The 26,319-nt window shown below is 58.0% G+C and carries 21 protein-coding genes; 8 read left to right on the forward strand and 13 right to left on the reverse strand.

Translation table 11 applies throughout. The annotated features are described in order from the left end of the window. Positions 1–2: 2 nt before the first annotated feature. Positions 3–713: a MarC family protein gene (locus tag ACYVIS_RS13330; protein WP_232743248.1), complete on the forward strand. Its 711-nt coding sequence runs from the start codon at positions 3–5 to the stop codon at positions 711–713. A 95-nt stretch (positions 714–808) separates the two neighbouring features. Continuing rightward, a complete protein-coding gene (locus tag ACYVIS_RS13335) occupies positions 809–1,288 on the forward strand; it encodes a disulfide bond formation protein B (RefSeq protein ID WP_232743249.1) in 480 nt (159 codons plus the stop codon). A 70-nt stretch (positions 1,289–1,358) separates the two neighbouring features. Here the strand turns inward: ACYVIS_RS13335 and purF are convergent, their stop codons facing one another. From purF to aceE, 7 genes are all read right to left on the reverse strand, one after another. Next, positions 1,359–2,876, reverse strand: a complete 1,518-nt coding sequence (gene purF / locus ACYVIS_RS13340) for an amidophosphoribosyltransferase (RefSeq protein WP_232743250.1) — start codon at positions 2,874–2,876, stop codon at positions 1,359–1,361. A gap of 21 nt (positions 2,877–2,897) precedes the next feature. Next, a complete protein-coding gene (locus ACYVIS_RS13345) occupies positions 2,898–3,386 on the reverse strand; it encodes a CvpA family protein (protein ID WP_232743251.1) in 489 nt (162 codons plus the stop codon). After that, the gene (locus ACYVIS_RS13350; RefSeq protein ID WP_232743252.1) at positions 3,383–4,198 is read right to left on the reverse strand and encodes an SPOR domain-containing protein; all 816 of its coding nucleotides are present in this window, start codon (positions 4,196–4,198) and stop codon (positions 3,383–3,385) included. Before ACYVIS_RS13350 ends, ACYVIS_RS13345 begins: the two co-directional genes overlap by 4 nt. Before the next feature lie 57 nt (positions 4,199–4,255). Beyond that, on the reverse strand, positions 4,256–5,551 hold the full coding sequence (folC, locus tag ACYVIS_RS13355; protein ID WP_232743253.1) for a bifunctional tetrahydrofolate synthase/dihydrofolate synthase: 1,296 nt from the start codon (positions 5,549–5,551) through the stop codon (positions 4,256–4,258). A 77-nt stretch (positions 5,552–5,628) separates the two neighbouring features. Then, positions 5,629–7,404 (reverse strand): dihydrolipoyl dehydrogenase, encoded by a 1,776-nt coding sequence (gene lpdA / locus ACYVIS_RS13360; RefSeq protein WP_232743254.1) that lies wholly within the window; start codon positions 7,402–7,404, stop codon positions 5,629–5,631. Positions 7,405–7,413: 9 nt separating this feature from the next. Then, the gene (gene aceF, locus ACYVIS_RS13365) at positions 7,414–8,769 is read right to left on the reverse strand and encodes a dihydrolipoyllysine-residue acetyltransferase (protein ID WP_232743255.1); all 1,356 of its coding nucleotides are present in this window, start codon (positions 8,767–8,769) and stop codon (positions 7,414–7,416) included. A gap of 13 nt (positions 8,770–8,782) precedes the next feature. After that, positions 8,783–11,491 carry a pyruvate dehydrogenase (acetyl-transferring), homodimeric type gene (aceE, locus tag ACYVIS_RS13370; protein ID WP_232743256.1) on the reverse strand — a complete coding sequence of 903 codons (2,709 nt, stop codon included), beginning with the start codon at positions 11,489–11,491 and terminating at the stop codon, positions 8,783–8,785. Between the two features lie 265 nt (positions 11,492–11,756). On the opposite strand from aceE, the gene ACYVIS_RS13375 reads away from it, so the two are divergent. The 5 genes from ACYVIS_RS13375 to ACYVIS_RS13395 are packed head-to-tail and all read left to right on the forward strand — an operon-like array spanning position 11,757 to position 17,721. Then, positions 11,757–13,514 carry a PAS domain-containing sensor histidine kinase gene (locus ACYVIS_RS13375; protein ID WP_232743257.1) on the forward strand — a complete coding sequence of 586 codons (1,758 nt, stop codon included), beginning with the start codon at positions 11,757–11,759 and terminating at the stop codon, positions 13,512–13,514. Continuing rightward, positions 13,511–14,137 (forward strand): response regulator transcription factor, encoded by a 627-nt coding sequence (locus ACYVIS_RS13380; protein WP_232743258.1) that lies wholly within the window; start codon positions 13,511–13,513, stop codon positions 14,135–14,137. The genes ACYVIS_RS13375 and ACYVIS_RS13380 overlap by 4 nt, the downstream gene beginning before the upstream one ends. After that, positions 14,134–14,988 (forward strand): bifunctional methylenetetrahydrofolate dehydrogenase/methenyltetrahydrofolate cyclohydrolase FolD, encoded by an 855-nt coding sequence (folD, locus tag ACYVIS_RS13385; protein WP_232743259.1) that lies wholly within the window; start codon positions 14,134–14,136, stop codon positions 14,986–14,988. Before ACYVIS_RS13380 ends, folD begins: the two co-directional genes overlap by 4 nt. A gap of 23 nt (positions 14,989–15,011) precedes the next feature. Next, positions 15,012–17,087, forward strand: coding sequence for a M3 family metallopeptidase (locus ACYVIS_RS13390; RefSeq protein ID WP_232743260.1), 2,076 nt, complete (start codon positions 15,012–15,014; stop codon positions 17,085–17,087). Positions 17,088–17,115: 28 nt separating this feature from the next. Then, positions 17,116–17,721 (forward strand): SCO family protein, encoded by a 606-nt coding sequence (locus tag ACYVIS_RS13395; RefSeq protein WP_370635940.1) that lies wholly within the window; start codon positions 17,116–17,118, stop codon positions 17,719–17,721. A gap of 25 nt (positions 17,722–17,746) precedes the next feature. Here ACYVIS_RS13395 and ACYVIS_RS13400 read toward each other — a convergent pair whose 3' ends face one another. Both ACYVIS_RS13400 and ACYVIS_RS13405 read right to left on the reverse strand, forming a co-directional pair. Next, positions 17,747–19,171, reverse strand: coding sequence for a dihydrolipoyl dehydrogenase (locus ACYVIS_RS13400; protein WP_232743261.1), 1,425 nt, complete (start codon positions 19,169–19,171; stop codon positions 17,747–17,749). Positions 19,172–19,356: 185 nt separating this feature from the next. Then, positions 19,357–19,557 carry a heavy-metal-associated domain-containing protein gene (locus ACYVIS_RS13405; protein WP_232743262.1) on the reverse strand — a complete coding sequence of 67 codons (201 nt, stop codon included), beginning with the start codon at positions 19,555–19,557 and terminating at the stop codon, positions 19,357–19,359. Between the two features lie 147 nt (positions 19,558–19,704). Between ACYVIS_RS13405 and cueR the strand changes: the two genes are divergently transcribed. Next, complete coding sequence (gene cueR / locus ACYVIS_RS13410; protein ID WP_232743263.1) at positions 19,705–20,091, forward strand: Cu(I)-responsive transcriptional regulator; 387 nt, start codon at positions 19,705–19,707, stop codon at positions 20,089–20,091. A gap of 27 nt (positions 20,092–20,118) precedes the next feature. Here cueR and ACYVIS_RS13415 read toward each other — a convergent pair whose 3' ends face one another. The 4 genes from ACYVIS_RS13415 to ACYVIS_RS13430 all read right to left on the reverse strand — a co-directional run bounded on the left by ACYVIS_RS13415 (position 20,119) and on the right by ACYVIS_RS13430 (position 26,302). Then, positions 20,119–20,694: a nitroreductase family protein gene (locus ACYVIS_RS13415; protein ID WP_232743264.1), complete on the reverse strand. Its 576-nt coding sequence runs from the start codon at positions 20,692–20,694 to the stop codon at positions 20,119–20,121. Between the two features lie 90 nt (positions 20,695–20,784). Then, positions 20,785–21,513 carry a pyridoxine 5'-phosphate synthase gene (locus ACYVIS_RS13420; RefSeq protein ID WP_232743265.1) on the reverse strand — a complete coding sequence of 243 codons (729 nt, stop codon included), beginning with the start codon at positions 21,511–21,513 and terminating at the stop codon, positions 20,785–20,787. Between the two features lie 83 nt (positions 21,514–21,596). After that, positions 21,597–23,114 (reverse strand): efflux transporter outer membrane subunit, encoded by a 1,518-nt coding sequence (locus ACYVIS_RS13425; protein ID WP_232743266.1) that lies wholly within the window; start codon positions 23,112–23,114, stop codon positions 21,597–21,599. Next, entirely contained in the window at positions 23,111–26,302 is a 3,192-nt protein-coding gene (locus tag ACYVIS_RS13430) for a multidrug efflux RND transporter permease subunit (protein WP_460874177.1), read from the reverse strand. Before ACYVIS_RS13430 ends, ACYVIS_RS13425 begins: the two co-directional genes overlap by 4 nt. Positions 26,303–26,319 lie beyond the last annotated feature (17 nt).

The following is a 26,319-nucleotide window of genomic DNA, read 5'->3' on the forward strand; positions in this document are numbered from 1 at the left end:
TCATGACTCTTAATGACTTTATCGCCAACTTCGGGCGCAGCTTCCTGTTTGCACTGGCCACGCTGCTGCCCATACTCAACCCGCCGGCCGTTGCCCCATTGTTCCTCAGCCTGACTGAAGGCGCCAGCGCCACGACGCGCACGCAACTGGCGCAGCGTGTATCCGTCAATATTTGCGTCATGCTGGTCGTTGCCATGATCGCCGGCAATATCGTGCTGGATTTTTTTGGCATTTCTTTACCCATCGTCCGGGTCGGCGGAGGACTGCTGGTCATCGCCAGCGCCTGGCAACTGGTCGGCGCCTCGACGCCAGACGCCGAACATGCACAAAATATGGCCGAGGCTTATTCCAGCGAGCAAATCCGCTCCAAGGCGTTCTACCCACTAACTTTCCCCATGATTTGCGGGCCCGGATCTCTGGCGGCCGCCATCACGGTAGGCGCCACCTTGCACACAGAAAGCACCTCCGAGAGCCTGTCGAAGCTGGCCGGATCCATTCCCGCCATACTCGTCGCTTCGCTTATCGTGTACTTCTGCCTGAGATTTGCCGCTCAGTTCCTGCATAAACTAGGGTCGAGCGGAACCGCTGTGCTCATGCGCCTGTCCGCATTCATACTGCTCTGCCTGGGCGTGCAAATCGTCTGGGACGGCGCACACGAGTTGCTGCTGAACCTGCTGCGCGAAGCGGCCGCCATGACCGCGGCGAACCATTAGCACGATGCGCTGTCCAAACGGGCCACACTCATCGCAGCCCTGACCGGTATGATGATTATTCACCCGCCAACCTCTTGCCAAACCCTGCCCATACTATGACCAACACAAATCGCAAGCTTTTGCACATCACCGCCCTGCTATGCATCGCCGCAGTCGCTCTTGCCCTGATATCGCAGCATCTGTTCAATATGCGGCCCTGCGCATGGTGCGTATTGCAGCGCCTGATCTACCTGTCGATCGCCATTTTTTGCTGGCTGGGGCTTTTACTCGAGCGTGTCCGGATTCTGCCGCGTATTGCATCCCTGATCGGCGTCTTGCTCAGCATAGGTGGCGTGATGGCGGCCTGGTACCAATACAGCGTTGCGGCAAAAATGTTTTCGTGCGACCAGACGTTTGCCGATAAATTCATGGTCCAGACCGGGCTGGATGCCCATGTGCCTTGGCTCTTCGGCATTTTCGCCTCCTGCATGGATGCCAGGGTCAAAATTCTCGGCGTCGAATACGCCATATGGAGTCTGGGTCTGTTTTGCCTGCTCGGCGCCCTGAGCCTGATTGCGCTGATCCGGCGTCGTTGATTCCATTCCTGCGAAAGAGCACAGTACGTTTTCGTAGGTACCGCCCTGTGGGGGTACCTACAAACACAATTCAGGCGTCGTCCGCATCGTCGCCGTCAGCCGCAAGGCTGCCACCGGAGCGCTCCCGCGATGCTGCTCCGCGCGTCTGGCTCAGGCGTTCGAGGTAAGCCGCGTCGATATCGCCGGTGACATACTGGCCGTTAAAGCATGATGACTCGAACTGGCTAAGGCCCGGATTCAAGTTGCGTATCGATTTTTCCAGATCGCCCAATTCCTGGTAGACCAGCGCATCGGAACCAATCTCGCGCGAGATCTGATCCGTGTCACGGCCCGTGGCAATCAGCTCCGTCTGCGTGGGCATGTCGATGCCGTAGACATTGGGGAACCGCACGGGGGGAGCCGCCGAGGCGAAAAAGACCTTGTTGGCGCCGGCCGCGCGGGCCATGTCGACGATTTCGCGGCTGGTGGTGCCGCGCACGATGGAATCATCGACCAGCAGAACATTTTTGCCCTTGAACTCCATATCGATGGCATTGAGCTTCTGGCGTACGGATTTCTTGCGGACCGCCTGGCCTGGCATGATGAAGGTACGGCCGACATAGCGGTTCTTGATGAATCCTTCGCGATAATTCAAATTGAGCCGCGCGGCAAGCTGCATGGCCGAGGGCCGCGAAGAATCCGGGATGGGCATGACTACATCTATTTCACCCAGGCGCAAGGTCTTGGCAACATTGTCGGCCAGGTATTCCCCCATGTTCAGGCGGGCATCGTAAACCGACACGCCGTTCATCAAGGAGTCGGGCCGCGCAAAATATACGTACTCGAACACGCATGGGGTATGCACGGGATCAATTGCGCACTGGCGACTGGTAAGCTTGCCGTCCAGATCGATCCAGACCGCTTCGCCGGGAGCCACATCGCGCACAAGCGTGAAGCCGCAGCCGGCCAGCGCCACGGACTCGGACGCTACCATCCACTCGGTGCCCTCATCGGTTTCCAGCGAGCCCAGACACAGGGGACGTATTCCGAACGGATCACGAAAAGCCACCATGCCGTAATTCGCAATTTGCGCGATGACCGCATAAGCGCCCTTGGCGCGCCGATGCACCGATGAAACAGCCGAAAAAATGGCGTTTTCGTCAAGCGATACCCCGTTGGCCGCCAATTGCAGCTCGTGGGCGAAAACATTCAGCAGGACTTCCGAATCGGAATTGGTATTGATATGCCTGCGGTCGATCCTGAACAGTTCTTCGCGCAACTCGCGCCAGTTGGTCAGATTGCCATTGTGCACGAAGGTAATGCCAAATGGCGCATTCACGTAAAAAGGCTGAGCCTCGTCGACGCTATCGCTGGAACCTGCCGTGGGATAGCGCACCTGCCCCAGGCCGCTCGACCCCGGCAGAGAACGCATATTGCGAGTACGGAACACATCGCGCACCAGGCCATGGGCCTTGTACATATTAAAAAAATGATCGGATGAGGTCGCTATTCCGGCAGCGTCCTGTCCTCGGTGCTGCAGCAGCAGCAGGCTGTCGTATATCAACTGATTAACAGGGCCCTGACCTGAAACCCCAACAATTCCACACATTTTAAATTCCTGTCAAATCAATTAATACGGCAACCACGATGCCAAAGACGGGGGCAGCAACAATTTGATTTCCTGAACCCCGCGAACCGCTGTACCCGACAATTGAGCGTCCCGCCACCACGGCTCCTTGGGCAACTCGGTATAACCCGCCGCGGATACCAGAATCAGTATGATCAAAAGTCCGCGCACCAAGCCAAACAAGGCCCCCAGGCCGTGATCGGCCGGTGTCAGGCCGGTTTTTTTAATCAAGGTCCCGAGAGTTACGTTTACGAGGCCAATCAGTAAGAGCATCACAATGAATACCGCCGCATAAGCGGCGGCGGTGCGTAATAGCCCATTCTCGAGATAAGGGGTCAACCAGACGGATACCCTGGGCCCCCACCATATGGCCGCAATAAAGGCCACCAGATAAGCGATCAGCGAGAGTACCTCTTTCATGAGCCCCCGGAGAAGCCCAAGAAATGCCGACACACCAAGGATGGCCAGCACGATGTAATCGAAGCTGGTCACTTAGTGGAAATGAAACCGTTATCATAGCCCAGGGCACGCAAGCGGGCCTGGGCGGCCTGCGCGGCCTCTCGAGTGGGAAATGGGCCGACTCGCAGACGGTACGTCGATTTGCCCCCTGATGTGCCCGATTCGACATAGGCATTGGTGACACCCGACGACGCCAGACGTTCACGGCGATTCTGGGCGTCTTTATCGGTGGTATAAGCGGCGATCTGCAGGACATAATTGCCATGCGCCGCAGGAGCCGGCGCCGTTTTGCCGGGCGAACGGCCTTCAAGCAGCGCAATGGCCACGGCGCCATCATCGGTACGCTCCACCTTTGGCTTGGATTCGTGCCTGGATTCAGTTTTCTTTTCGGCGGGCTTGGGTTTGGCTTCTGGCTTGGGCTCAATCTTGGCCACGGGCTTGGCCTGCTCGACAGGAGCCGCCGCTTCGGGCGCAGCGTTCGTTGTGGCGTCGGCTTCGGTGCCCGGCGTAGCTGCAGGAGGTACAGGTGCATCGGTAACCGCGCCACCGGTCGTGGAGCCAGACTCGGAACCAGGAGCAGCCGGCGCGGATTGCGGTTCGGTCGTGGCGGCCGGGGGAACAATAGCAGGTACGACGGCAGGCGTATTGGCCTGATTGGGTGACGGTGAGGTATCGAGCAGCATCGGCACGATAATGATGGCGGCCAGTACCAGCGCCAAAGCTCCGATCAGGCGGCGCCGCGCGCGACCGCGAAGTTCCTTGGCCTGAGCTTCGCTGGAAGATGAGGAACGCGATGCGGAACGGCCAGAACTGGAGGCAGACTCGTTACGAGAAAACAATCCCATGGGCGACAACCTTTATTGGCAAGCTGCATACCGCCTGCCCTGAAAACATTAATTAACCTAGCGCCCGAGTTCCTTCAATACCGGACCAACAGTAGAAAAAGAGCCGAACACGAGAATTCTATCACCCTGGGCCGCCTGTTTTCGCGCTTCGGTAAATGCTTGAACCGGATTTACAAAATTTGATACAGTTACGGGCTCTTTACCTGGTGGCGGCAAGACCTCGCGCACCATGTCGGCCAATTGCTCGCCACTGGTACCCCTGGGCCCCTCGATAGTGGCGCAATACCAATGGTCCACTCGCGAAACGAGTTTGGCCAGCACGCCCTTGATATCCTTGTCGTTCAGCATGCCGACCACCGCGTGCGTGTAGGGATAAAACGCCATGCCGTCAAGATTCTGCGCCAGTGCCGCCGCCGCATGGGGATTATGGGCAACATCCAGCACTATGGTCGGTTGTCCCGGCAGGATCTGCAAGCGGCCCGGCAGCGAGGCTTGCGACAGGCCCAAACGCACAGCCTGTTGCGGCACCACGAGCTTATCGCGCAGCGTTTCAAGAGCGGCCAGCGCCGCGGCGGCGTTCAATAACTGGTTTGCGCCGCGCAAGGCGGGATAAGCCAGGCCACTGCGGCGCTGGGAGCGGCCACCATAAGCCCATTGCTGGCGGTCGCCCGAATAATTGAAGTCCTTACCGAAGAGACGCAGATCCGCACCAATTTGGCTGGCATAATCGATCAGGCTTTGCGGCGGAACCGGATCGGCGCAAATGGCCGGACGTCCGGAACGATAGATATGGGCCTTTTCATAGCCGATTTTTTCGCGCGTGTCACCCAGCCATTCAGTGTGATCGATATCGACGCTTGTCACGATGGAACAGTCGGCATCCACCAGATTGACGGCATCAAGCCGGCCTCCCAGGCCGACTTCGAGAACAACGGCATCGAGCCTGTTCTGTTCGAACATCAGCAAAGCGGCCAGCGTGGTGTACTCGAAATAGCTCAACGACACTTCGCCGCGCGCGGCCTCGATGCGGACCAGTTGCTCGATGATCGCCGCATCGCTGGCATTTTCGCCATTGACACGTATGCGTTCGTTGAACTTGATCAGATGCGGCGACGTATACAGGCCAACGCGATACCCCGCAGCCAGCAAAATGGCTTCCAGCATGGCGCATGTAGACCCTTTGCCATTGGTGCCCCCCACCGTTATCGTTACGAACGGATACTTCAGCGCGAGCTTTTCTGCAACCACACGGATTCGCTCAAGTCCGAGTTCGATCGGCCTTCTGTGCAAGGACTCCAGATACGCAAGCCACTCCGATAAGGATGCCGCACTGCCGGGTGTAACAAGAGACATGATGATAAGTGCTTTATAAAAAACAACGGTGGGCCAAAGCTGCGCCCACCGTCAAGACATGAACGACTATATACAGTTTACTTGCGGCGCACCGGAGGCAAGTCGGTGCAACTGCCTTCGGCTACTTCGGCAGCCATGCCTATGGATTCGCCCAGGGTCGGATGAGGGTGTATGGTTTTGCCGATATCGACCGCGTCGGCGCCCATTTCGATCGCCAGGGCAATCTCGCCGATCAAATCGCCGGCATGGGTGCCCACAATGCCTCCTCCGACGATGCGGTGCGTCTCCGCACTGAACAGCAGCTTGGTAAATCCTTCGTCGCGTCCATTGGCAATGGCACGGCCCGAGGCTGCCCAGGGGAACAGGCCCTTTTCAATGGCAATACCTTCTTTTTTCGCCTCTTCCTCGGTCAAGCCCACCCAGGCAACTTCGGGATCGGTATACGCCACGGAAGGAATGACCCGGGCATCGAAATAGCTTTTTTGCCCGGCAATGACTTCGGCGGCGACATGGGCCTCATGCACGGCCTTGTGCGCCAGCATGGGCTGCCCGACGATATCGCCTATCGCGTAAATGTGCGCAACGTTGGTGCGCATTTGCTTGTCGACTTGAATGAAGCCCCGATCGCCGACGGCCACTCCCGCCTTGTCGGCCGATAGCTTGTTGCCGTTGGGAGCACGCCCCACGGCCTGCAGCACCAGATCGTAGCGTTGCGGCTCTTTGGGCGCATTCTCGCCCTCGAAACTGACCCAGATGCCATCGTCTTTGGCTTCGGCCCCGACCGTCTTGGTGTTGAGCATGACATGGTCGAAACGCCTGGCGTTCATTTTTTCCCAAACCTTGACCAGATCGCGGTCAGCGCCTTGCATCAGGCCGCCCAGCATTTCGACCACATCGAGCCTGGTTCCGAGCGCCGAATATACCGTACCCATTTCAAGGCCAATGATGCCACCGCCGACAATCAGCATTTTTTTGGGAATGCCTGCCAGCTGCAACGCCCCTGTCGAGTCGACGACACGGTCATCATTGGGCATGAAAGGCAGCTTCACCGACTGGCTGCCGGCGGCGATGATGGCCGACTTGAACTGCACGGTTTGCGTGGCGCCATTGCTGGCCTGCACCGTGACATGATGAGGATCGGCAAACTGGCCAAGCCCGGTCAGCACCTTGACTTTGCGCGCCTTGGCCATGCCGGCCAGGCCGCCTGTCAGCTTGCCCACCACGCCATCCTTGTAGCTGCGAAGCTTGTCCAGGTCGAACGCCGGCGCGCCGAATGAAACGCCATGAGAAGCCAGCGCCTGGGCCTCTTCGGCAACGGCCGCGGTGTGCAGCAAGGCCTTGGAAGGAATGCAGCCTACATTCAGGCAGACGCCGCCCAGTGTCTCGTAGCGCTCGACCAGCACGACGCTCAGACCCAGATCGGCGGCCCTGAATGCGGCCGAATAACCGCCTGGGCCGGCGCCCAGGACCAATACGTCGCACTCGGCGTCGATCGTCCCGGAATAGCTCGCCGCGGCCGGAACTTCCGCTACGGCCGGCGCCGCCACGGGCGCTTTGACTGCAGCCGCCTCGGGGCCAGGACCTTGCGGCGCGGGCTTGGGCGTGTCGGCCGCCGCGGCAGGCTCGATTTCCAGCATGGGCGAACCCTTGGCCACCTTGTCGCCGACTTTGACAAGAATCGTTTGCACGACACCGCCGTGCGAGGCAGGAATTTCCATTGAAGCCTTGTCGGATTCGACGGTAATCAGGCTTTGCTCGGCTTTGATCGTGTCGCCCGAGGCAACCAAAACCTCGATTACCTCGACTTCGGCAAAATCGCCTATGTCGGGCACCAAAAGAGTCTGTGTACTCATAATGCCCTCCTAGAGCGCAATGCGACGGAAATCGGCCAGCAGGCCAGCCAGATAAGCGTTGAAACGTGCCGCCAAAGCACCATCGATGACGCGATGGTCATACGATAGGGATAGTGGAAGCAACAGGCGCGGCTGAAATGCGGCGCCATCCCACACCGGAGCATGAGACGAGCGCGAAACACCCAGTATTGCCACTTCGGGCGCATTGATGATGGGCGTGAACGAGGTACCGCCAATACCGCCAAGCGAGGAGATCGAGAAGCAGCCGCCCTGCATCTGGGCCGGCGACAGCTTGCCATCGCGGGCTTGCTTGGCCAATTCGGACGTTTCAGTGGCCAGCTCGACAATCCCCTTGCGGTCGGCATCGCGTATAACCGGCACGACCAGGCCATTGGGCGTATCTGCGGCAAAACCGATGTGGTAGTACTGCTTCAGAATCAGATCGTCGCCATCGAGCGAAGCGTTGAACTCGGGGAATTTCTTGAGCGCCGCCACAACGGCCTTGATCAGGAACGCGAGCATAGTCACCTTAATACCCGCTTTTTGGTTTTCCTTGTTCAGGGTAAGGCGCAAAGCCTCGAGATCGGTAATATCGGCCACATCGTTGTTGGTGACATGGGGAATCATTACCCAGTTTCGATGCAGATTGGCACCGGATATTTTCTTGATGCGCGAAAGAGGCTTGGCCTCGATGGGGCCAAACTTGGCAAAGTCGACTTTAGGCCAGCCCAGAACGCTGAGTCCGCCCACACCGGCCGCGGCCGAGGAACCCGCCCCGCTGCTCAAGGCCTGCTTGACGTATTGCCGCACGTCGTCCTGGGTGATCCGGTGCTTGTCGCCCGTTCCGCTCACCGATTGAAGATTGACGCCGAGTTCGCGTGCGAACTTGCGTACCGACGGCGAGGCATGCGGCAGATTGCGCGAAGGCACGTCGGCATCCGCGTAGGACGCCGTGGGTGAATGGCGCTCAACCGGCACCGATGCCAGTGCCGCGCCAGGCGTTGCCGCCGGAGCCGGAGCTGAAGCCGGCGCCTTTGCAGGAGCTGGTGATGCGGCAAGCGGCGCGGCTTGTGGGGCGGGAGCAGGCGCCGCGGCCGCCTCCGGTTTGGCCGAGGCTTCGGCCTGAGCGGCTTCAAGCTCAAGTATGACCGAGCCTTCCTTGACTTTATCGCCCACCTTGACCTTGAGCGACTTGACGACGCCAGCGGCTGGCGAAGGAATTTCCATCGACGCCTTGTCGGATTCGACGGTAATCAGGCTCTGCTCCGCGTTGATCGAATCACCGGCGGCTATCAGCAATTCGATAATCTCAACCTCGCTGAAGTCGCCTATGTCCGGTACCTTGACTTCTATGACGTTACTCATGTTTATCTCCCCCTCAGGCGTGATGCGGATTGGCTTTATTGACATCAATGCCATATTTTTTAATCGCTTCAGACACCTTCTTGAGCGGCACGGTTCCCTCATCGGCCAAGGCTCGCAACGCCGCCAGCACAACAAAGTGGCGATCGATTTCAAAGTGCTCGCGCAATTTGTTGCGGAAATCGGATCGGCCGAAGCCATCGGTACCCAGGACCCTGAAGCTGCGGCCTTTGGGAACGAAGGGGCGAATCTGATCGCCGTATGCCTTGACGTAATCAGTGGACACCACGATGGGGCCGACGCTGTCCTGCAATTGCCGGGTCACATAGGCGACAGGAGCATCTTTATCTTCGGGATTGAGCATCTGATGGCGTTCGCAGTCAAGGCCATCGCGGCGCAGCTCGGTAAAGCTCGTGACGCTCCAGAGATCCGAACCCACGCCCCAGTCGTTCTGCAGCAGTTCCTGTGCGGCCAGCACTTCGCGCAAAATGGTGCCCGAACCCATGAGCTGGACTCGCTGCGCGCCCTTGCCCACCGACTTGAATTTGTACATGCCGCGAATAATTCCCTCTTCGTCGCCGGCGGTCAAACCGGGCTGGGGGTAGTTTTCGTTCATGACCGTGATGTAGTAATACACGTTCTCCTGATTTTCGACCATGCGCCGCAAACCGTCTTGAATAATCACAGCCAGCTCGTGCCCGAAAGTCGGATCGTAGGACACGCAATTGGGAATCAGCGCCGATTGAATATGGCTGTGCCCATCCTCGTGCTGCAAGCCCTCGCCGTTCAGGGTAGTACGGCCGGCCGTACCGCCCAGCAAGAAGCCGCGTGCCTGCATGTCGCCGGCCGCCCAGGCCAGATCGCCGACGCGCTGGAAGCCGAACATCGAGTAGTAGATGTAAAACGGAATCATGATGCGGTTGTTGGTGGAATACGACGTCGCCGCCGCGATCCACGAGCTGAACGCGCCCGCTTCGTTGATACCTTCCTGCAGCAATTGGCCGTCGGCCGTTTCGCGGTAGTACATCACCTGGTCTTTGTCGACCGGCGTGTATTTCTGACCTTCCGGCGCATAAATGCCGATCTGGCGGAACAGGCCTTCCATACCGAAAGTACGGGATTCGTCGGCCAGGATGGGCACGACGCGCGGAGCCAGTTCTTTATCGCGCAGGATTTGATTGAGAACCCGCACAAATGCCTGAGTCGTGGAAATTTCCCGCCCCTCGACCGTGGGCTCGAGCACCGCTTTGAATGCCTCGAGCTTCGGCGCATGCAGATGCTCGTCGGCCTTGGTGCGCCGGTGTGGCAGATAGCCCCCCAGCGCATTGCGACGAGCATGCAGATACTTCATTTCGGGGGAATCTTCCGCCGGCTTGAAATATGGAATTTCTTCGAGCTTGTCGTCGGGCACGGGGATATTGAAACGGTCGCGGAATTCGCGTACGGAGTCTATATCCAGCTTCTTCTGCTGGTGGGTCGGGTTCTTGGCTTGCCCAACATGGCCCAGGCCGTAGCCTTTGATGGTTTTGGCCAGGATGACGGTGGGCTGGCCGACGTGATCATTAGCCGCGGCAAATGCGGCATACACCTTGTGCGGATCATGTCCGCCGCGATTCAGGCGCCAAATATCGTCGTCGCTCATGCGGCTGACCATTTCAAGCAGCTTGGGATGTTTGCCGAAGAAGAATTCGCGCACGAACGCCCCGTCGTTTGCCTTATAAGCCTGATATTCGCCATCGACGCTCTCTTGCATGATGCGCCGTAAAATACCTTCTTTATCGCGCGCCAGAAGCGGATCCCAGTAGCCACCCCAAATCAGCTTGATAACATTCCAGCCGCTACCGCGAAAATCGCCCTCGAGTTCCTGAATGATTTTTCCGTTGCCGCGCACCGGGCCGTCGAGGCGTTGCAAATTGCAATTGATGACGAAAATGAGGTTATCGAGCTTTTCGCGGGAAGCCAGGCTGATTGCACCCAGGGATTCGGGTTCGTCCATCTCGCCATCGCCGCAAAATACCCAGACCTTGCGCTTGCTGGTGTCGGCAATGCCGCGCGCGTGCAGGTACTTGAGAAAACGCGCCTGATAAATGGCCATCAGCGGCCCCAGCCCCATGGAAACCGTGGGAAATTGCCAGAACTCGGGCATCAGCTTGGGATGCGGGTATGAAGGCAGGCCTTTGCCGCCCACTTCCTGGCGGAAATGGTCGAGCTGATCGTCGCTAAGACGGCCTTCTAGATAGGCGCGACCGTACATGCCGGGCGAGGAGTGACCCTGGAAATAAACCAGATCGCCGCCATGGCCTTCGCTTTCGGCGTGCCAGAAATGGTTTTGGCCGCAGCCTATCATGGTAGCCAAAGAAGCGAACGAGGCAATATGGCCGCCCAGGTCGCCGCCATCGGCCGGGTGATGCTTGTTGGCCTTGACGACCATCGCCATGGCGTTCCAGCGCACATACGAACGAATGCGTTCTTCAAGAATCAGATTGCCGGGATGCGGGGGCTCGAGCCCCGGCGGTATAGTATTGACGTAGGCGGTGTTGGCCGAAAACGGAATATGCACTCCAGAGCGGCGGGCCAGGTCGATAAGACGTTCGAGCAGGAAATGAGCCCGTTCAGGTCCTTCCCGGTCCAGTACGGCTTCAAGCGCCTCGAGCCATTCTTGTGTTTCGAGCGCTTCGTCACCCGAAGCATCGGCAATTGCATGGACTTGATCAGAAGAGGACATCAGGTGTCTCCTGTTTTTTTAAGTAGTGAATCGAACACGAACAACAACCATACCGTTGTTTGACGTTATACCCCAAACTTGCCGTAATGCGACTGGGCTGTCCTGGTTCGACTGCCGATCACATAAAACAGCGGGATGTAATCATTCTAGGAAAGACTCAAAGGTTGATCAAGAAAAATTTCACTTTACGGTATGAGTTTTTATAATATGAAATTTAAAAGAGCGCGTAACAGTCTAAAATGCGTCATGCAATCCACACTAAGCTATGGCGAGCCCCTCTAAAAAATCCCTCATCCCGACGACGTTCTACGAACAGGCGAAAAATAACCGGCGCGGCTTCTACTGGCTGACGCCGGTTGTCGTCCTGGTCTTGTATTTATGCGTAATGGGGGTCTTCATCTGGCTGCAGCGCCTCCATAACGATAGCGTCATGTTCGTGACGATCGACCAGGAAACACGCCAGCAACGACTCATCATGGTCGTTATCGCCCTATCCTGCGTCATCGTGCTGAGCCTGCTGGCCTTGTGGCGCTATACGCGCTACCGAACCCGGGCCGAATCGGCGCTGATCGCCGAAACAGGCTTTCGCCGCGCCATGGAAAATTCCATGTCGACCGGCATGCGCGTTTTTGACATGCATGGCCGCATTGCGTACGTCAATCCGGCATTCTGCCGCATGATAGGCTGGAACGAGGCCGACCTCATCGGCCGCACAACCCCATTCCCGTACTGGTTGCCGGGTCGCCACACACAGCACCAGGAAACCCTGGATATCCTGCTGTCGGGCCGCACGCCCAGCAGCGGCCTCGAGGTCGAAGCCCAGCGCCGGGATGGGTCGCGCTTCACCGCGCGCATGTATGTTTCTCCTTTGCGGGACCCCAACGGCGAACAAATAGGCTGGATGACGTCCATGACCGACATCACCGAGCCCAAACGCATACGCGAGGCGCTTACCGCCGCGCACGAACGCTTCATGACGGTGCTCGAAGGCCTGGATGACGCCATCTCGGTTGTAGCCGATACCCCGGACGGCCTGGAGCTTCTTTTCGCCAATCGTACCTACCGCCGCTTTTTCGGCGCGCAATCGAACGGCCACGGCGAGTTGCTGGGCGGCCGTCTGGGCCGTTTTACCGATGAAACCGTCGAAGTTTTCTCGGAATCGGCCCAACGCTGGTTTGAAGTGCATCACCGGATACTCGCCTGGACCGACGGCCGACGGGTACGCCTGCAAGTTGCCCGCGACATTACCGAACGCCGCACTCACGAGGAAGCCTCGCGCGTACAGCAGGAAAAGATTCAACTGACCAGCCGCCTGACGACCATGGGCGAAATGGCCTCGTCCCTGGCGCATGAACTCAATCAGCCGCTAACGGCCATTTCCAACTACAGCATGGGCGCGGTGGCCATGATCAAGGCGGGCAACATACAGCCCGAAATCCTTCTGACCGCGCTTGAAAAGGCAGCCAACCAGGCTGAACGCGCCGGCAAGATCATCAGCCGCATCCGCGAATTCGTCAAACGCAGCGAGCCCCGCCGCCAGCGAGTGGCGGTAACCCAGATTCTCGATAACGCCATTGGCTTTGCCGACATCGACGCCCGCAAGCGCCAGGTCGACATCGAAAGACACTTGCCGCAACTATTGCCCGAAGTCATGGCCGACCCCATTCTTATCGAGCAAGTATTATTGAATCTGCTCAAGAACGGCATCGAGGCAATGGAAAAAAGCGACTACCGGGTGTTGCACGTTGTCGTCACCGACCAACACCCCCTGGTCGAAATTTCGGTAGTCGATCGCGGGCATGGCCTGCGCGATCCGGAAAGGCTGTTCGAACCGTTCTACAGCACCAAGTCCGAAGGCCTCGGCATGGGGCTTAATATCTGCCGCACCATTATCGAATCGCATCACGGCCGTCTTTGGGCCAGCGCCAACCCCGATGGTGGAACGATTTTTCGCTTTACCCTGCCTTGCGCGACGCCACAAGCATCTGACAAGACCGAGACCTCCCAGGAGCTGCACGTATGAGTACACCCCAAGCACCCAGTACCATTTTTATTGTGGATGATGACGAAGCGGTACGCGATTCCTTGCGCTGGCTGCTCGAAGCCAACGGCTACCGGGTCAGGAGCTTCGGCGGCGCCGAAGAGTTCTTGAACGCCTACGACCCTGAACAGGTTGGCGTACTGATCGCCGATGTGCGCATGCCGGGCATGAGCGGGCTGGAGCTGCAGGAAGAACTGCTGGCGCGGCAGGCGCCTTTGCCCATCGTGTTCATCACCGGCCACGGCGACGTGCCGATGGCGGTCTCGACGATGAAAAAAGGCGCTGTCGATTTTCTGGAAAAACCCTTCAACGAAACCGACCTGCGCACGATCGTCGCCAATATGCTGCAACAGGCCAGCGAGCGCGTAACGCAGGTGCAGGCGCAGAAAACTCATCAGGCCGTATTAAGCCGGCTGACCGCGCGCGAGCAACAAGTGCTGGAACGCATCGTGGCAGGCCGCCTGAACAAGCAAATCGCGGGCGACCTGAATATCAGCATTAAAACAGTAGAAGCCCATCGGGCAAATATCATGGAAAAACTCGAGGTCACCACCGTAGCAGATCTGATGAAAATAGCCCTGACCAAAGCGGAAGGCACAGCATGAGCGCTCGACTCATTGACGGCAAGGCGCTGTCCGATGCCATCAAGGCCGAAGTTGCACAACGTGTGGAAAGCCTGAAAAGCCAAGGCGTCGTGCCCGGCCTGGCTGTAGTCCTGGTTGGCGAAGACCCCGCTTCGCAGGTGTATGTCCGCAACAAAGCCGCAGCATGCGAAAAATCGGGCCTGCATTCGAAGGTCATTCGTCTGCCGTCCGATATCAGCGAAGACTCCCTGCTCGATGTCGTGCGTGAACTCAACGACGATCCAGCCATACACGGCATACTGGTACAACTGCCGCTGCCCGGGCACATGAACTCGAGCAAAGTCATCGAGACGATCTCGGCCGCCAAAGATGTCGACGGCTTTCACATCAGCAATGCCGGCCTGCTCATGACGGGCCGGCCGCTGTTTCGCCCCTGCACACCCTATGGAATCATGAAAATGCTGGAGTCCGAGCAGGTAGTCCTGCGCGGAGCCGAGGCCGTAATTGTCGGCGCCAGCAATATCGTGGGCAAACCCATGGCCATGCTCCTGCTGGCGGCAGGCGCGACTGTCACGCTATGCAACTCCAAGACGCGCGACCTTGGCGCCCAGACCCGCCGTGCCGACGTGCTGGTCGTGGCAACCGGCAAGCCCGAGATGATCAAGGGCGACATGGTCAAACCCGGCGCAATCGTCATCGACGTGGGCATCAACCGCAAGGCCGACGGCAAGCTTACCGGCGATGTCGAATTCGAATCGGCGCGTAAAGTTGCTGCCGCCATTACACCTGTACCCGGCGGCGTTGGCCCCATGACCATAGCGATGCTGCTGGTCAACACTCTGGAAGCCGCCGAACGCTCCCTGCCCCATTAGTTTTTGCGGACCCTGCCCAGCACATGAATCAAAACCCCTTAATCGTACCGATCGATGCGCTCATTGATTACGCGGCCATTACGCCTGCGCATATCGTGCAGGCGATTGGCGAACTCATAGCCATTGCGCGGATTGCCGTCGACAAGGCCGCCGACCCCGCGCTGGAAGCCAATTGGGATGAAATCGTCGAGCCAGTCGAAAATGCCTCCGAGCCGCTTTGGCGCGCCTGGTCGATTGCCGGTCATTTGAACGCCGTTGTCGATACTCCCGAACTGCGTGAAGCCTACAACCAGTGCCTGCCGCAGGTGACCGAATTTTCAACTTGGCTGGGCCTGCACACCGGCCTGTATGCGCAATATCAACGCCTTCAAGCCAGTCCGCACTACGCGGCCATGACGCCGGCACGCCGCCGCATCATTGATCTGGCCCTGCGCGATTTCCGGCTGGGCGGCGTCGAACTGCAGGGTGAGCAACGCGAGCGCTATGCGCTGATCTCCGAGCAAGAAGCCCAGGCCTCGCAGAAATTTTCTGAAAATGTACTCGATGCCACGGATCGATGGTCCTTGCATATCGAGGACGAAACCCGCCTGCATGGCCTGCCGGAAGACGTCAAACAGGCAGCGCACACGGCCGCTGCCGCCGACAAGCTGCCAGGCTGGAAGCTCACGTTGAAAATGCCCTGCTACTTGCCCGTCATGCAATATGCACAGGACAGGGCGTTGCGCAACACAATGTACCGGGCCTATGCCACCCTGGCGTCCGAACAGGGCGAAGCGGAGCTGGACAATTCCGGGCTTATCGAACAGCTATTGCGCCTGCGCGCCGAAGAAGCCCAACTTCTGGGCTATCAGGACTTCGCCGATCTGCGCCTGCAAACCCGTATGGCCGACAACGCGGGGCAAGTCCTGGACTTTCTACGCGAACTGGCTCGCAAAGCCAAGCCTCATGCCGTGCGCGACTTGGCCGAGCTGCGGGAATTCGCCAAAGCCAGGCTGGGACTGGAGCCGCTCGAAATCTGGGATGTTCCTTTTGCCACCGAACGTTTGCGGCAAGAACGCTATGCGTACTCGGAAGAGGAAATCAAACCTTATTTCACCGAGCCTCAAGTATTGAAAGGCCTGTTCGAGGTCATTGAAAAATTGTTCAATGTGCAGGTCCGGGCGTCCAGTGCGGCAACCTGGCATGCCAATGCCAGGGCCCTGCAAATCGAAACCCCCGAAGGCCGGCTTCTGGGACATTTATTTATCGATTTGTATGCCCGCGCGGGCAAGCAAAGCGGCGCCTGGGTCGATAGCGAGCGTAATCGCCGCAGGCTGCCCGACGAGCGTATACAAACGCCCATTGCCTATCTGACTTGCAATTTTTCAGCGCCACAAAACGGTAAGCCGGCGCTGCTCACGCACGACGATGTCATTACTCTGTTCCACGAAAGCGGACATGCCCTGCATGCCCTGCTCTCCGAAGTCGACGACCCGGCCGCCGCCGCTTTCGCCAGCGTCGAATGGGACGCGATCGAACTACCTTCTCAATTCATGGAGAATTTTTGCTGGGAATGGTCGGTGGTTCAAGCTCTGTCGGCGCATGTCGACAGCGGTGCAAGCCTGCCGCGCGATCTATATGGCAAGCTGCTGGCGGCCAAAAATTTCCAAAGCGGCATGCAGACTGTCAGGCAAATCGAATTTGCGCTCTTCGACATGATTATCCATCATCAGAAATCCGGCCTCGGCACCCAGGCCGTACTGGACGTGCTCAATCAGGTTCGCCAGGAAGTAGCCGTCCTGTTTCCGCCTCCCTGGCAGCGCTTTCCGCATAATTTTTCACACTTGTTCGCCGGCGGGTATGGTGCGGGTTATTACAGCTATAAATGGGCCGAAGTCCTGTCCGCCGACGCCTACGCCGCTTTCGAAGAAACCGCCCGGGTCGACGAGGATCAAACCCGCGACACTCTGGTTGCCGAAACCGGCCGGCGTTTTCGCGAGGAAATACTGGCTGTGGGCGGATCACGCCCTGCCGCCGATTCGTTCAATGCTTTCCGCGGCCGAGCGCCGAATATGGACGCCCTGCTGCGCCACAGCGGCATGACGCCTCCGGATCTATAATTACTTAGCCTTAGTCGAGCACAACATCATGAATTTCTCACGCCGGCGCTTGCTGCGGTACGCGGCTTTGACGCTAATGCTGGATTTCGCCGGTCAGGCACGCGCCGCCGACACCATCCACAATATTCGCGGATTTCTGCCCGATCTGCGCTTTTCGCTGGAAGGGGCCGGCAACAAAGCCATTACGCAGGACGCTTTCAAGGGAAAAACCGTCCTGCTGTTTTTCGGCTATGCCAGTTGCCCCGACGTCTGCCCCACCACAATGGTGCAACTGGCCCAGGTCATGCAAAACCTGGGCGACAAGGCCAGGAACGTACGGATTCTGTTTGTCAGTGTCGATCCTCATCGCGATACTCCCGATAAGCTGCAGGCCTATGTCGACGCCTTCGACAAAAACGCAATCGGCCTGACCGGTACAGAAAAACAGATTGCCGACATCGCCCGGCGCTACCGTGTTTCATACCAGATAGAAAAACCCACGACCCAAGACAGCAACGATTACCAGGTTGCACACAGCCGAGGCGTGTACATTTTCGATAACCGCGGCCGTGCCCGGCTGCTCGCACCCGATACCGAATCCGTTGCGGCAGTCACCCAGAGCCTTCAGACCCTGCTGGCACAAACCGACAAATAAAACGTGGGGTCCGCCCCCCTACGCTTCAGGCGCTTTTCACCGCGAGTGACGGCTGGCTCGCCGTATCCAGCTGCGATGCCGCCTGCCGCAAGGCTGTGCGCAAACCTTCTTCGACTACCGGATGATAAAACGGCATTTCGAGCATGGCGGGCACGGTCAGTTGCTGTTGTACGGCCCAGGACAGCAGATGGGCAATATGCTCTATGCCAGGGCCAGCCATTTCCGCTCCCAGAAAGCGCCCACTGCGCCGATCCGCATAAACGCGCAGCTTACCCCGGTTCTTCAGCATGATCCGGGAACGGCCTTGATCCGAAAAATCGACCTCCCCGATTACGGCGCCTGAATCCGGCAGATCTTTGAAATGCGTGCCGACCTGGGCTATTTGCGGGTCCGAAAACACGACAGCCAGCGGAGCGCGACGCAAGCCTGCCTGCACATTCGGGTAACGCGCCGCATTTTCGCCAGCAATACGACCCTCGTCGGCAGCCTCGTGCAAAAGCAACAATTCGGCGTTCGCATCCCCGGCTATGAAAATCGTCGAAGCCCCCGCCTGCATAGTTTGGCGATTGAAGGTCGGCACGCCCTTTTCATTCAACGCCAGAGTCGTGTTCTCAAGTTCGAGATGATCGAAATTGGGCCGACGGCCCGCAGCCATCAGGAGGTAATCGAAGCGTTCGACAGACTCTTGCCCGTCCGCATTCAAATAACTCACCTCGACCTCGTCCCCGATGCGTTCCGTCGACAGAATCCGGGTATTGAGCATGACAGGAAACTCGGCCTGGAAGGCAGCCAAAGCGCTGGCCTTGACTTCGGGGTCGCTCAAGCCGCCCAGGCTGCCGCTGCGCCCAAGCAAACGAACCTCTACGCCCAGCCGCGCCAGCGCCTGCCCCAATTCCAGGCCGATTACGCCGGGGCCGACAATCATCACCCGCCGCGGCAGATCGTTCCAATAAAACACATCGTCGTTGACGATCAGGCGGTCACCAAGTTGCCTGTAGGCGTCGGGGACTACAGGCGTGGAACCCGTGGCGATCACCACTCGCGACGCCTCGATCCGGGTATGTCCGTCAATCTCCAGAATGGTGTCGGACAAAAACCGGGCATAGCCGCGAACCTTGTCGTGATCGGGTATGCCATCGACGCTATCGAGCACAAACCCTACAAACCGGTCCCGCTCGCGTTTGACGCGATCCATGACCTCGACCCCGTTTATGCGAATCGGGCCATCGACATGGACGCCAAACGGAGCCGTATGCGCGGCAGAATGGGCCGCCTCGGCCGCGGCGATCAGGAGCTTGGACGGCATGCAGCCCACGCGGGCGCACGTGGTTCCATACAAGCCTCCCTCGATCAACAAAGCCTCAAGACCAGCCGCTTTGACGGCGCGATAAGCGCCAAGGCCAGCCGTGCCTGTACCAATAATGGCCACTGTTGTTTTAAGGTATCTCATGCCAATGCTCTCCTCTCCTCTTGCACGAGGAGACATGCTGATTATGCTCCGGCTTGGGCCACTATGCCTGCCCAGCGGGCCGGGATGCAGGCCTGGAGTTTCCGGCCCCAAGCAATCAGGGTAAGAAAAATCAGAAAATTAATAAATTTAATTTTATTTAAAAAAACGATAGTTTAAATATATATTCAAAGTCTGGCCGGTGTGTAGCCTTCGGCACGAATCGCCGCCTCAATGGCAGCGGGATCATCAATACCGTCGACAGTAACGCAATGTGTTTCAACAACGGACAGTACCCGCGCATCCGGCGCAATCTTGCGCACGGCATTGTTTATGGTTTTCACACAATGGCCGCAAGTCATATCCGGCACGAGGAATTCGATTTTCATACACTTTTCCGATGGTTAACGATAGTATGGCATCAGTATAAACATTACTATCATGGGAAGCTCAAGCCATATTTATACCTTGACATTACTATAATGTCAGGCTTTAGCCTGACAACTCACCAACCAGCGTTAAGGCATGGACCCATCATGAATATCGGACAGGCGGCCGCTGAATCAGGAATTTCAGCGAAAATGATCCGCTACTATGAAAGCATAGATTTGCTCGATGCCAGCCGGCGCAGCGACGCGGGCTATCGCATCTATAGGGAAAAGGATCTGCACGCCTTGCGCTTCATACGTCGCGCGCGCGATCTTGGATTTTCACTGAAACAGATTGCCGTCCTGATGGCGCTCTGGCGCGACAAATCGCGCGCGAGCGCCGAAGTCAAGAAACTCGCCAACGAACATATCGCCGAGCTTGAACAGAAGGCGGCCATGCTCAAGGAAATGGCCGCAACGCTCAAAAATCTGGCTGATCATTGCCATGGCAACGACAGGCCCGACTGCCCTATTCTCGACGGCCTGGAACACTGAGGCCCCGGAAGGCCTTAATCCGATAGTTCAGAGGCCTGTCCATTCCCCGACGAATTGCCGATAGTCGGCGCGCTGGGGCGCCGCGCCAGCCTGGATGGGCGTGCCCAGGGCCACATATCCCATGAAGCGATAATCCAGGCCATCAAAACCCAGGGCCTCGTTCACTTCGTCTATGTACGTGCCTAAACCGGTGCTCCAGTATGCCCCATAGCCCAGCATATGGGCGGCATTCAGCATTTGAGTCACGGCCGCGCCCGTGGCCAGGATACGCTCACGTTCGGGAATTCTGGTATTGCCATGGTCGATCCGGCACGCCACCGCGATCAGCAATGGCACTTTTTCCAGCCAGCGGCGCGTAGAGGCCTCTTTTTCAGCCGTCAGAGGCAAGCCGGCCGCTTTCGTTGCCCCCAGGGCCAGATCCGCCAGGCGTCCAATCGATTCGCCGCGTATCAGTGCAAAGCGCCACGGCTGCAAGTGGCCATGGTCAGGCGCGGACATGCCTGCCTGTAGAATTTGAGCCAGCTCATCTTCGGAGGGTGCGGGAGCCTGCACAAACTTGACGGAACGGCGAGACAGCAAATAATCAATGGGCGCAACAGACATGAATAATCCTTGTGCGTGAAACTATCAAAATTCGAACAGGCCGCATCCGGTGCGAACGGCCGTAATCCGGCATAAGGCCAACCAGAAAAATCAAGACCGGCCGGCTGTGACCAACAAGGCTTTCATGTCGCGCACGGCTTTTTCCCAGCCGTCGAAAACGGCGCGGGCCACAATGGCATGACCGATATTGAGCTCGGACATTCCCGGAATGGCCGCCACGAACTGGGCATTGGCGTAATGCAGTCCATGGCCGGCATTGACGCGCATGCCCAGACTCAGGCCATGCGTCACACCAAGGCTGATTCGATCGAACTCCCGCGCGGCCTGAGCGGCATCGTGAGCGTCGGCATAGGCGCCCGTATGCAGTTCAATAACAGTGGCACCTGCCCGCCCGGCAGCGTCGATTTGCGCCGATTCCGGATCGATAAACAGGGACACCCGTATGCCGGCATCGTGTAACTGGCTGACCGCCTGCCGGGTAGCCTCGAAATGCGTCAACACATCGAGCCCGCCCTCGGTCGTGAGCTCAGCCCGCTTTTCCGGCACCAGGCAAACGTCGTCAGGCCGGACTTTACATGCTATTGCAAGCATTTCCGGGGTAATGGCGCACTCCAGATTCATCCGTGTACGCAACTTGGGGCGAATCGCCCAGACATCGGCATCCTGAATATGGCGGCGATCTTCGCGTAAATGCAAGGTGATCAGATCGGCGCCTGCCTCTTCGGCACGCACCGCCGCCTCGACCGGATCGGGATAAGACGTCAGGCGCTGCTGACGCAAAGTGGCGACATGGTCGATATTCACGCCGAGCTCAATCATTTTTCATCATACCTTTTGTGCTGCACAAGCAAAACGCTATTATGCGGCCTCGGCAAGGGATTGTCTTGGCGGAGCACCGGACTTCAAGAGCCGGCAGCCTTATTGCCGGACCCAGCCGACGGCTGCGCCGTCGATTGGGCCGTAGTGCTATTTTCCAGCCAGCCGCCACCCAGCGCCTTGTACAGCTCGACTCGATTCAACAGCGAGTCCAGACCGGTTTGCAGAAAATTGCGCTGGACAGCGTAGAGATCCACCGCAGCCGTTTGCACCTGCAGAAAGCTGTCGATGCCATTTTCGTAGCGCACGCGGGCAAGCTTCAGCGTTTCGGCCGTGGAACTTTCTTGCGAGCGCAAAGCATCAAGCTGATTCGTATAGGTCGCTTCGCCAGCCAGGGCGTCGGCCACTTCCCGGAATGCGGTTTGTATAGTTTTCTCGTACTGTGCAACGGCAATATTCTTGCGCGCCTTGGCCAGATCCAGATTGCCGCTGACTCCGCCCGAAAACAAAGGCTGGGTAATTTGCGGTGAAAACGACCAGAAACGATTGCCCGACTGAAATAGCCCGCCCAGAGCCGGGCTGGCGAAACCCAACAGGCCGGTAATGGAGATATTGGGAAAGAAGGCCGCCCTGGCCGCTCCGATATTGGCGTTCGCCGCCAGCAGGTTATTCTCGGCGCCCATGATATCGGGCCGACGTTCGAGCAAGTCCGACGGCAAGCCGACTGGAATCGCCGCAAGCAATTGATCTTTGCCGAATACCGCGCCAGCGGGCAGATTCGACGGAATCTGTTCACCCAGCAGAAGCTGCAAGGCATTGCGGGCCTGTGACTGGCTGCGTGCAATCGAGGCCAAATCGGCCCGCGCCGAATCGAGCTGGCTCTTGGCCTGATTGACGTCCAGCGACGATGCCACTCCGGCATTGAAGAGCGACTGCACCAGGGTATAGGTCTGCTCGCGCGAGACCAATGTTTTCTGCACCAGGTCAGATTGCTGCTCGGCAGCCCTGAGATTGAAATAGGCCTCCGCAACCTGGCCTATCAGATTGATCTGGACTGTACGCTGCGCCTGCTTGCTTGCCAGGTACTGCTGGTACGCCGCTTCGCTCAGGTTCTTGATGCGGCCAAAAAAGTCCAACTCGAAGGACGACATGCCGACGCCTGCCTGGAAACTGCGGCTTACCCGGCCAAGCCCTTCGGTGCCGGCCATGACCGAGTCGGTATTCCTCTGTATTTGCGCGTTCCCGCCTATGCCCAGGGTGGGAAGGCGCGCACTTTCCTGGATGCCATACTGGGCGCGAGCCTCGAGCACGCTTTGAACCGCCACACGCATATCGCGATTGTTATCCAGCGCGATCCCGACCAGGGCGACAAGGCGTGGATCGCGAAAGAACTGGCGCCAGCCCAGATCGGCGGACACCGTTACTGAAGGGGCAATTGCGTGAGCGCTTAATCCGCCTTTTTCCCGGGCGGATGCCGACTGGTCTGGGTACTGGCCCGGAATGGGTGCCTGCGGGCGCTCGTACTTGGGAGCCAGCGAGCACCCGGCCAGAACCAGCACCAGCAATGCCGGCATCGCTGTCAATCTAAACGCTCGCGGACTCATGCTTTATCCCCTTCGGCGGGCGGCGAAGGCTCCGCCGGATTAGGTCCTGCATCGACATGGTGATGCGCAGGCACATGGCCAAGCAGCTTGGGCTTGGTTTTGAACAGTGTCAAAACCACGACAAAGAATGTCGGCACAAACAACACGGCCAAAGGCGTCGCCGCAAGCATGCCGCCAAGCACGCCGAGGCCGACCGCATTTTGGCTGGCGGCACCGGCGCCGGTAGCGACGGCCAGCGGCAACACCCCCAGAATGAAAGCGAACGAGGTCATGAGGATAGGCCTGAATCTCAGGCGTGCCGCCTCGACGGTGGCCTCGCGCATGCTGCCCCCGCTGGCATATGTATCTTTGGCAAACTCGACAATCAGAATCGCATTTTTGGCTGCTAGGCCTATCACTGTCACCATCCCCACCTGGAAGTACACGTCATTGGCCATACCCAAGCCGTAAATCAGGCCCACGGCACCCAGCATTCCCAATGGAACCGCCAGCATGACCGACAAGGGGATAGCCCAACTTTCATACAAGCCGGCCAGCACCATGAACACAACCAGCATGGCCAGACCCAGCAAGATTCCCGATTGGCTGCCGGCTTTCTTTTCCTGGTAAGACAAGCCGCTCCATTCGTAGCCAAAGCCTTGCGGCAATTGGGCCACCATTTTTTCCATTTCAGCCATCGCGGCTCCCGTGGAATAGCCCGGGCCGGCGGAGCCGCCGATACGCACCGATTCGTAGCTGTTGTAGCGCACGATCTGCACTGGGCCTTTAGTCCATTTGGCGGTGACGAATGACGAGAGAGGCACAGGCTGGCCCTGGCTGTTAAGAGCGCTGAGCTTCATGATATCGTCGACATTCATTCGATGCGACTGATCGGCCTGCACCCATACGTTCTGCATCCAGCCCATATTGGGGAATTTGTTGACAAACGCGGAGCCGATTGACGTGGATATAAGACTCGCTACTTCACCGAAATCCACGCCCAATGCGGCCGCTTTATCCCTATCGATGGTCAGGCTCAATTGCGGCCCAGGCCCCAGGCCTGTAACACGGGTCTGGGCAAGAACTGGATTTTTCATTGCCATTTGCAGCAATTGTTGCGTTGCCGCCATCAATGCATCGTGTCCGAGGCCTCCGCGGTCTTCAAGGCGCATATCGAAACCCGTAGCATTACCCAAGGACGAAATAGCCGGCGGCACAACCGCGAAAACCATGGAATCGGGCAAACCGAACAAGAGGTTCTGGGTCGCCTTGGCGGCTATCGCCTGGGCCGAATCGCCCGGGCCCTTGCGATCGGCAAAATCCTTCAACGGGACAAATACAATGGCCGAGTTCAAGCCATTACCGTTAAAGCTGAAGCCCTGGACCGCAATGATGTTCTGCACCTGCGGTTGTTTCTTGAAATAATCCTCGACCTTCTCGATCACCTCAATCGTGCGATTCGCGGTCGCCCCGGCCGGCAATTCGATATTGGCAATGATATAGCCCTGATCCTCTTCCGGCAGGAATGAGGTGGGCAAGCGCAGATACATCCAGCCCAGGCCAATAAGCAGGACCAGATAAATCAGCATCATCCGCCCGCCCCTGGCCAGGCTACGCCCCACCCAGCTTTCGTATTTGTCGGTCGTGCGTTCGAAACCTCGATTGAACCAGCCGAAAAACCCCTTTTTGCTTTCGTGATGACCTTTGGGAATGGGCTTGAGTATGGTCGCGCACAAGGCAGGAGTAAACGATAGCGCCAGGAAAGCCGAAAACAGGATGGATACGGCCATCGCAACCGAAAACTGCCGATAGATCACCCCGACCGATCCGCCCATGAACGCCAGGGGCAAAAATACCGTGGATAGAACCAGAGTAATCCCGACAATGGCGCCGCTGATTTGCGGCATGGCCTTTTTGGTCGCTTCTTTAGGCGAAAGGCCATCTTCAACCATGATGCGCTCGACGTTCTCCACCACGACAATGGCGTCGTCGACCAGAATGCCGATAGCCAGCACCATGGCAAACATGGTGAGCACATTGATCGAAAAACCCAGTGCGAGCATCACGGCAAATGCACCCAGAATGGCCACTGGAACAACAAGAGCGGGTATCAGGGTATAACGCACGTTTTGCAAAAACAGGAACATCACGACGAACACCAGCACCATGGCTTCAAGCAATGTATGCACGACCTGCTCGATCGAAATTTTTACATAAGGTGAGGTATCGTACGGTATGGCGTAGCTGATATTGCCGGGGAAAAATTTGGCGAGCTGCGCCATTTCGGTTTTGATGCCTTGCGCCGTAGACAAGGCATTGGCGTCGGGCGAAAGGGATATGGCAAATGCCGCGGTAGGCTTGCCATTCAAGCGCGCGCCGAACTGATAGTTATCGGAGCCGATCTCGATACGCGCCACATCGCTCAAACGAACGCTGGACCCGTCCACATTCGAACGCAGCACAATTTTGCCGAAATCCTTGACCGACGATAATTGGCCATTGACCACGATCGGAGCCGTCACACGTTGCGCCTCGGGATTCGGCGGCGACCCGATAATTCCTCCTGAAATCAGAACATTCTGTCTTGCAATGGCGGCATTCACATCGGCCATGCTGAGGTTATAGCCAGTCAATTTGTCCGGATCGACCCATATGCGCATGGCTCGGGGAGCCGCGAACAATTGGAATTTGCCCACGCCCGGAATCCGCGAAATGGGATTCTGCACATTGCGCGTGATGTAGTCAGCCAAAGCCGTCTGATCCAGCGAGCCGTCTTTTGACGACAGGGTGACCACCATCAGGAAACCCGTATTGGTCTGGCTGACCTTCAAACCCTGCTGTACAACCGCCGTCGGCAAACTAGCCGTAATATTGGACATCCGGTTTTGCACATCGACCTGGGCCAGGTCCGGATTGGTGCCTGGGGCAAAAGTCACGGTAATCTGGGACTGGCCATTCGAATCGCTGACCGACTCGTAATACAACAAGCCCTTGGCGCCGTTGAGCTCATTTTCAATCACGCTCGAAACGGAATTCGCCACATCCTGGGCCGACGCGCCAGGATAGGACGCATTGATCGTAATGGCCGGAGGCGCCACCTCGGGATACTGCGCCACCGGCATATTGGGAATGGCCAGCAAGCCGGCCAAGGTTATTGCCAATGCAACAACCCAGGCAAAAATAGGTCTTTCAATAAAAAACTGTGGCATGTGTGGTTACTCTAAAA

Source organism: Paralcaligenes ginsengisoli (assembly GCF_054781135.1).

Bases quoted from the DNA above. Each gene is read 5' to 3' on its own strand.
- ACYVIS_RS13405 (WP_232743262.1), bottom strand. From the start codon at position 19,557: ATGAAAATCGAATTCCTCGTGCCGGATATGACTTGCGGCCATTGTGTG.
- ACYVIS_RS13425 (WP_232743266.1), bottom strand. From the start codon at position 23,114: ATGAGTCCGCGAGCGTTTAGATTGACAGCGATGCCGGCATTGCTGGTG.
- ACYVIS_RS13375 (WP_232743257.1), top strand. From the start codon at position 11,757: ATGGCGAGCCCCTCTAAAAAATCCCTCATCCCGACGACGTTCTACGAA.
- folD (WP_232743259.1), top strand. From the start codon at position 14,134: ATGAGCGCTCGACTCATTGACGGCAAGGCGCTGTCCGATGCCATCAAG.
- ACYVIS_RS13420 (WP_232743265.1), bottom strand. From the start codon at position 21,513: ATGATTGAGCTCGGCGTGAATATCGACCATGTCGCCACTTTGCGTCAG.
- lpdA (WP_232743254.1), bottom strand. From the start codon at position 7,404: ATGAGTACACAGACTCTTTTGGTGCCCGACATAGGCGATTTTGCCGAA.
- ACYVIS_RS13390 (WP_232743260.1), top strand. From the start codon at position 15,012: ATGAATCAAAACCCCTTAATCGTACCGATCGATGCGCTCATTGATTAC.
- ACYVIS_RS13380 (WP_232743258.1), top strand. From the start codon at position 13,511: ATGAGTACACCCCAAGCACCCAGTACCATTTTTATTGTGGATGATGAC.
- cueR (WP_232743263.1), top strand. From the start codon at position 19,705: ATGAATATCGGACAGGCGGCCGCTGAATCAGGAATTTCAGCGAAAATG.
- aceE (WP_232743256.1), bottom strand. From the start codon at position 11,491: ATGTCCTCTTCTGATCAAGTCCATGCAATTGCCGATGCTTCGGGTGAC.
- ACYVIS_RS13395 (WP_370635940.1), top strand. From the start codon at position 17,116: ATGAATTTCTCACGCCGGCGCTTGCTGCGGTACGCGGCTTTGACGCTA.
- ACYVIS_RS13415 (WP_232743264.1), bottom strand. From the start codon at position 20,694: ATGTCTGTTGCGCCCATTGATTATTTGCTGTCTCGCCGTTCCGTCAAG.
- ACYVIS_RS13335 (WP_232743249.1), top strand. From the start codon at position 809: ATGACCAACACAAATCGCAAGCTTTTGCACATCACCGCCCTGCTATGC.
- ACYVIS_RS13430 (WP_460874177.1), bottom strand. From the start codon at position 26,302: ATGCCACAGTTTTTTATTGAAAGACCTATTTTTGCCTGGGTTGTTGCA.
- ACYVIS_RS13400 (WP_232743261.1), bottom strand. From the start codon at position 19,171: ATGAGATACCTTAAAACAACAGTGGCCATTATTGGTACAGGCACGGCT.
- aceF (WP_232743255.1), bottom strand. From the start codon at position 8,769: ATGAGTAACGTCATAGAAGTCAAGGTACCGGACATAGGCGACTTCAGC.
- ACYVIS_RS13350 (WP_232743252.1), bottom strand. From the start codon at position 4,198: ATGGGATTGTTTTCTCGTAACGAGTCTGCCTCCAGTTCTGGCCGTTCC.
- ACYVIS_RS13330 (WP_232743248.1), top strand. From the start codon at position 3: ATGACTCTTAATGACTTTATCGCCAACTTCGGGCGCAGCTTCCTGTTT.
- folC (WP_232743253.1), bottom strand. From the start codon at position 5,551: ATGTCTCTTGTTACACCCGGCAGTGCGGCATCCTTATCGGAGTGGCTT.
- purF (WP_232743250.1), bottom strand. From the start codon at position 2,876: ATGTGTGGAATTGTTGGGGTTTCAGGTCAGGGCCCTGTTAATCAGTTG.